The sequence below is a fragment of the Ideonella sp. P3_A4 genome (genome assembly GCF_056403075.1).
This window is the reverse complement of the sequence record NZ_JBFUGE010000344.1, coordinates 1-6,573: the sequence shown is the minus strand read 5'-3', so window position 1 is coordinate 6,573 and position 6,573 is coordinate 1. Positions and strand designations below refer to the sequence as shown.

Here is a 6,573-nt window from a genome sequence, read left to right as displayed (position 1 = left end):
GTGCTGTCGCCCCCCCCAGGAAATGGCAGCATGTTGTAGTACCCAACATCGAAATGCAGCGATTGACTCAAAGCATTGATGAAATGGTTCACAACAGGCGAATTTAGTATGCCCAGGACAGTGAGGTAGTCGGCCTCATTCGTACAGAAGGCGGAGTGCGCGGAATTCGCGAAGATAAATCCGGAGTCCTGTAGCCGAAAAGCATTCTCAATTGTTATGTCAGACCAAGTAATAGACTTCTTGAAATAGGCAGACTCATTTCGAACTACGGCCTTTGGAATCAAGGACTTGATTGTTTTGCCATTGTCTTCCCAGTCAACTACAAACTCATTGTTCCCGTACCATCGTCGAATCAACCCTCCCTTGTTGTACGGCACCCATCGCGCCTCGGAGCGCCAGTCTGAGGTTGGACTCGATTTGGTGAAATCGATAGTCGGCAGGGAAACTTCGTGCCAAGCACGAACAAACTTCTCGTTGTTCGATGTCGACAAGCCCTGTCGGGCCCTCGCGACATCTGCAATCGGAATCGAGTTTGCGAACACGCGGCGTGTTTGGAGCGACGTCCAGTACGATATTGGCGAACCCGGCAGCTCGCCGAAGCTTGCACTGGTTCGAATGTAGTAGCTCTCTTTCGCCCGGAGTTCGTTAAACACAGACTCCTTGTCGGCCGATGGTGACGCCTTATTGCAGTCAAAATACTTTGCTTTAAATCCAGGCAACACCCACTTCTGGCTAGAAAACGCAGCAGCCAACGCCACCTTGCTATTCAACGTTGGAAAACTGTTGAATCCGATCTGCACGAGACTGTCTATTCTTGATTGCGATATGAGTTTTCGCCGCATCTCTCCACATGTTGTATAGAACATCCAATTGTGGAGCGCAACCAAGGCGGAGAAGCCACCTGACTTGGCGAAGGCAGAGCACCTCGAAATAAAGCAGGCGTAAAGGTCGCTCTTCTCGTCAGCGTAGGTCCTGGAAACAAACTGCAGCATGATCGGATTCATGCCTTTACTTCCCATATACGGAGGATTGGCAATGACCGAGTCGAAGTTTTTCGCTAGAAGTGCCGCCTGCTCGACCAAGTTGAATAGATCCGTAGCTGCCTGTTGCGCGTACATGTCGCCCTCATCGAGCGCGCGCTTCAGCCCCTCACCAATCGCAGATATCGAGGCTTTGAGCTCCTCGGAAATCTGAATTAATGAGCCGAACGTTTTTGCGTGCTCGAAAGTATCAAGTAGGTTCTTGAGTGGGGCGCGTTGCAGGCCATACGGGCCGAGGTGAGTTGCGAGTTCATCGAGGTCAAGTCCCTTACCCTCCTGGAGACTCAATATGTTGAGCTTGGGGACCTCAGTGAATAGGCGACGGTCGTCGGCGCGTGCCTTCATCAGCAACGCAAATGCGGCCAACTGCGCGGCACGGTCGTCAATATCCATGCCAAACAGGTTTCGTTCCAGGATCAGTCGTGGGATCGCCCTAGGTTGGTATCCGCGCTCTAGGTAAATGGCCTTCAGCACGTCATACGCCACCACAAGAATGTGCCCGCTGCCGCAGGCCGGGTCGAGCACTGTGATGGTTTCGGGATTGAGGGTCTCGCCGTCCTCTCGGATCCTCGTCTGGATCAGTGCGTCCAGCTGCGCCTGCACCTCCCGCGTTTGCTCGGCCGGCTGGATGTAGCACGGCCACTGGCTGGCCAGCGTGCTGGTCGGGCTGGCCATCAGCCACAACCGGCCGACGCTGTTTTGCACCAGGTACTGCACGATCCAGTTGGGCGTGAACAGCTGAGTGGCGGCAGGGATGTCCTCGCTCTTCACGACCTTGCCAATGACCTGATCCTTCTTCTCGCTGATGTAGAACTGGTACAGCCAGCCGATGACCTCGATTTCTTGCCAGTCTTCTTCGGGCACTTGCTCCACGAGCTTGGCCACGATGGAGTCGGTGCGCAGCAAGTTTTCGGGCAGCAGCAGCTCGGTCTCGTCGTCGATGCGCTCGAACAGGAAGGGCATCACCCGCGAAAGCTCATTGCACTGGGCCACCAGCAGCAGCTTGTAGAGCTCGTTGTCTTGGTTGCCGGCCAGTTGCATCTCGCGCGCACGGTCGGCGTTCAGGCCCGGCAACGTTACCTCGCTGGAATGGCGCAGGATCTCCGGCAAGCCACCGTCACGGCTGGACAGGACACGCCAGCCGTGACCCAGGTAGTCGTGGATCTCCATGTAGCGCAGCGCCGCGAAGCGGTTGAACCAGGTGTAGGCCACCTCGTCCATGGTTTGCTCGAAGCCATGTCGCTTGATGCGGGCAATGAGTTCGTCGCGCTGGCCGGCCACCTTGGCAGGCCACTCGCGGCCATCGATCAGGGCCACGTCGCCCCGCACTTCGGCAGGTACCACGCCGGCGGCCGAGATGCCCAACACGTTGGCGCGCTCGGTCACCGCCTTGATGAAGTCCAGCCGGGCCTTGGGGGCGTAGCTTTTGAGGTTGGCCTTGTTCATGTCTGTCCCTGGGGGTCGGTCTTGGTCTTGCTCTTGTTTTGCTCGTGCGCGGCGCTTACTGGATGCGGGCGCGATGACCGGCTGCGATGGCGGCCATCAGCTCGGCGCGCAGCTTGGCCACGTAGTCGTCCACGTCTTGCTCGGATTCCAGGTAGGTCTTGGCGTTCAGGTCCGCGGTGCGCACCACGCGGATCGGCTTGGCGGCCGGCGGCGCAGGCGGTGGCGGGGGCGTCGGCGCATCGCCAGTCGTGGCAGGTGGCGCTGGCTTAACTGCGGCCTTGGCCTTGGCCGCCGCAGCGACGCCCGCGGCGATCTTGTCCATCGCCTCRTCCAGCAACTCACCCGCACGCTGCTGCAAAAACATGATGCGCGGGATGCTCACCAGGCCCGCTAACTGCGCTTTCAGCTCTTGCAACGGACGGAGCGCCGCATTGCGCACAGTGGGCTCGGCCTGGGCGTCGTCCAGGGCCTGGGTAGCTTCCTTGATCTTCGCGTCGATGGAGAGCAGCGCCTTCTCGCGCCGCTCGCTGGCCAGAGCTTCGTTGACCTTCTCTACCGCGGTGAGCAGGCCTTCGATGCGATTGACCTGGGAGTACGGCCTGGGACTGCCGCGGATAGCCTCCAGGTCGGCCAGAGGCTGGGCCGATGCTGTGTCCTTGACCAGCGCTTCACGGTTGTYGGCAAAGCTGACCAGCCCATCGAGCATGCGCGCCCAGACAGGGGCCTGCGTCTTGTAGAAGCTCAGCACGTCGTGCGTGTCTTCGGCCAGGTCCAGCCAGTCGTCACGCGACGACAGCATGGCGTTCAGAAACTCGAAGGGGTCGCGGATCGCCAGTTGCCGGTCAATCGCCTGCAGGGCTTTGGCTACCTCCGTGGCGCCCGGGTAGTGCTTCTGCTCGGCCTTGAGCTTGGCGCGTTCCAGGTCGGCCTTGCGTTGGTCCAGGTTGTCGCAGAAGGCGGCCACGAGGCCGTCTWCGTCGTCCGGCGGTTGCAGCGAAAAGATCTCGCGATGCAGGTCGCGGGCCTTGGCGCGGGTGCCAGCATCCGCCGTCTTTCGCTTGAGGATGGACACCTGCTTGAAGCGTGCAGCCTTGGTCAGCGGCTCGGCCGCAGACTTGGGGTCAAGATCAGAGCCTTCCATCACCAGCTTGATCTCGCCGGCCATGAACAGGCGGGCGATCAGCAGCACCGTTTCCAGCTCGGGCCGCCAGCCCCACGGCGCACCGGCAAAGCGGTCCACCACGTCGGACAGCAGCACGCGGCTGGTGCCGGCCGCAACGGTGAGGTACTGGCGCATCTCGCCGATGGCGAGGGCATTGCCGTCTTCGCCGTCAAGCGCGATCTTGTATTGGCCGTGAGTGTCAGACGCCAGCACGGCGCGGATCTCGGCCGCTGGGTCGGCCTGGCGCACCTTGATGTAGCCGAGCTTGGAGTAGGTGTTGGAGACGAGGTAGTTCAGCGCCTCATCCAGGATCACCGAGGGGCCCTGCGGCTTCAGCGTCAGCTTCTGGCCCAGGGCGTAGAAGTCGCCGCGGCTCAGCAGATCGGACAGCTGCGCCAGGATGCGGGTCTTGCGCTCGCGGTTCTCGTCTTTGCGGTCCAGCAGGATGCGCTTGAGCGACGGCGTGGCCGCATCCGTCTTCGGGCCGCTGATGTACTTCTCGATCTGCACGTAGGTGCGCAGCTCCACGTCCACCCGGGCATCGTTGGCCATGCGCAGGATGGCGCGGCCGGCGCCCTCGGCGCTGCGGCCGATGCACTTGGCCTCAGTCATCTGCTCGTAGTCACCGCCGACGGGTGACAGCACTTCCAGCGTCAGCTGCTGGTTGGCCTGGCGCCACGGCGCGCCGTCGAGCAAGCGATTGAATTCGTAATCGGTCTTGGTGTCGCGGTGGCGCACCTTGGTTTGGCCGCTCAATACTTCGTCGAACACCAGCTCGGACACCAGGCGCGAGACCTCGGCCGACGAGATGTCGACCGACTTGATCTCTTGCGACACGTCACGCTCTTCGTTGGTGAGGAAGAACCACAGGTCGCCGTTGCGGCTGACGAGGTTCTGCCGCTCCAGCCGGGCCAGACTCTCCTGGATCTGGCGCTTCAAGGCCAGCTTGTCGGCGTCCACCCGATCGAGGGAAAGGGTGGCCAGGTTGTCCACGGTGGCCTTGACGGCATCGGCATAGCGGATCAGGAACAGCGCCCGCAACAGCTTGATGTCCCATGGCTCTAGTGCCGGGTTCTCACCGGCCTGGTCGATGGCACGTTTGACGGATGAATCGAGGAAGCTCTCGATGGAGGGGTAGAAGTCGTACAGCGGGACGAACGCGTCGATGTCCTTGTCGCCGTTGCCCACGGCAGCGGTCTGGAACGCATCGAGCATTGACCGCTCACCCCGCGCCAGGTGGCGGCCGGTGGCGCCCACCTTGCGGATGGACTCGAAGACCTTCTGCAGCAGTTGGAACTGGTACGGCGCAAACGGGTAGTGCGCGGCGTAGTCGTCTGCGTCCTTGAAGCGCCGGAAGGCAACCGCGTGGTCGGCAAACGAGAGCTGGTTGTTGATGATGTCGCCCTTGGCCTTCCACACGGCGGCCAGCGCCGCCTTAGCCTCGGGGGTCTTCTCAAGCAGGCGCTGCGAGATCACTTCGTCGGTGTTCGAGCTGGACAGCGACAGGCGCGTATGGAAGCGGCCTGTGATCTTGGAGAAGTCGTTCGTGCGGGCCTGGTTGGCTTCGCCCAACGTGGCGTCGATGTCTTCCTGACTGGTGACGATGACCCAGGCGCGGCCCTTACAACGCACACCGAGTTCTTCGGTAATGGTCTGCAGGTTCAGCATCAGCTGGGTGTTCTTGCCGATGAATTGGCCCACCTCGTCGACCAGGAACACTATGCGGTTGCCGGAGCCCTTGGCGTCCAGGTAGGCGCGTACCAGGTCGGCGAAGCCTTCGATGTTGATGCGGTAGGTGTCGCGCGCATCGTCAAACCACTTTCCAGCGGACTCGGCCGACATCTTCAGCGCAGCGCTCAGGCCGGCGATGACGTCGTCACGCAGGAAGTCCACCGCGTCGCGCTCAGAATCCCACTCGCTGCCGTTGGAGGCCTTGAAGGCCGCCTTGAACGCCTCAAAGCTGCCCTTCGAGATGAGGTGCCGCTCCATGTGCGCGACGTGCGGCGCATCGCCCGACAGGCCCTGCATCTCATTGAAGACGCGCAGGAAGACCTGCAGGATGGCGTCGCGGTCGCTCTTGGCATCGGCCTTGGAGTCGATGTTGAAGAGGATGACGTCGGTCTTGCCGGCCACGGCGCGGCGAACATCGCCGATGAGCAGTGGGTCCTTGATCTTCGACTCGAAGAACTGCGACGAGCGCCGATGTTCACCGGTAAGTGAGTTGGTCGCCTCGAGGTTGGAGAGCAGGTACGACAGGATCTTGATGAAGTGCGACTTGCCCGAGCCGAAGAAGCCCGACACCCATACGCCCATGCGCGCGGTTATGGTGGGGTCATTCGGGTGGTCGACCGTGGCCAGGTAGGCGTCGAAGAAGCGCCGCAGGTAGTCCGTCACCTGCTTGGTGGTGACGTACTCGTCGAGTTCCTGCCAGACGCTCTCGTCGTCACGTTGATCGGCCTTGATGACGCCGTTGATGGGGCGATTGATCGGCTTGACGAACAGTTCATTGATCTTCATGTGTCTCCCTTGATCACGAGACCAGGCTGAAAGCCCGGTAGTAGTTGTCGTCTGTAAGCTCGCTGAACAACCTCAGCGATTGGCCGTCGTAGCGGCCTGGGTAGAACATCACCAGTGGTTTGTCGTGCATGTGCGGATGCAGTGCCGACAAGAGCGTATGGGTGCGCAGCATCGGATAGACCGCGCCAACGCCCTTGACGAGCAGCAGGTCCAGTTCTTGGATGCCAGCGACCTCGACGAGGCGCGCGGCCAACTTGTCTTCCTTCAGGATCGGCCGAAGTGACCTGAGCACCGCCTCATCGCCCTCTTTCATCTGCTTGGCCAAGGCCTTGTCCAGAAGATTTCGCTCTTCCAGCAGCGTGATCACAAAGTCGAAGAGATCGACGACCTTGAACCGGATGCCAGCCT

3 protein-coding genes are annotated in these 6,573 nt (G+C 60.9%); all 3 read right to left on the bottom strand.

Features of this window, described 5'->3' with window-relative positions:
* On the bottom strand, positions 1-2,486 hold a 2,486-nt coding region (gene pglX / locus AC1DYI_RS23500; RefSeq protein ID WP_477206551.1), incomplete at its 3' end, for a BREX-1 system adenine-specific DNA-methyltransferase PglX.
* A gap of 55 nt (positions 2,487-2,541) precedes the next feature.
* Positions 2,542-6,165, bottom strand: a complete 3,624-nt coding sequence (brxC, locus tag AC1DYI_RS23495) for a BREX system P-loop protein BrxC (protein WP_477206550.1) — start codon at positions 6,163-6,165, stop codon at positions 2,542-2,544.
* Positions 6,166-6,178: 13 nt separating this feature from the next.
* Positions 6,179-6,573 (bottom strand): DUF1788 domain-containing protein (locus tag AC1DYI_RS23490; RefSeq protein ID WP_477206549.1); only part of this gene is annotated, 395 nt, incomplete at its 5' end.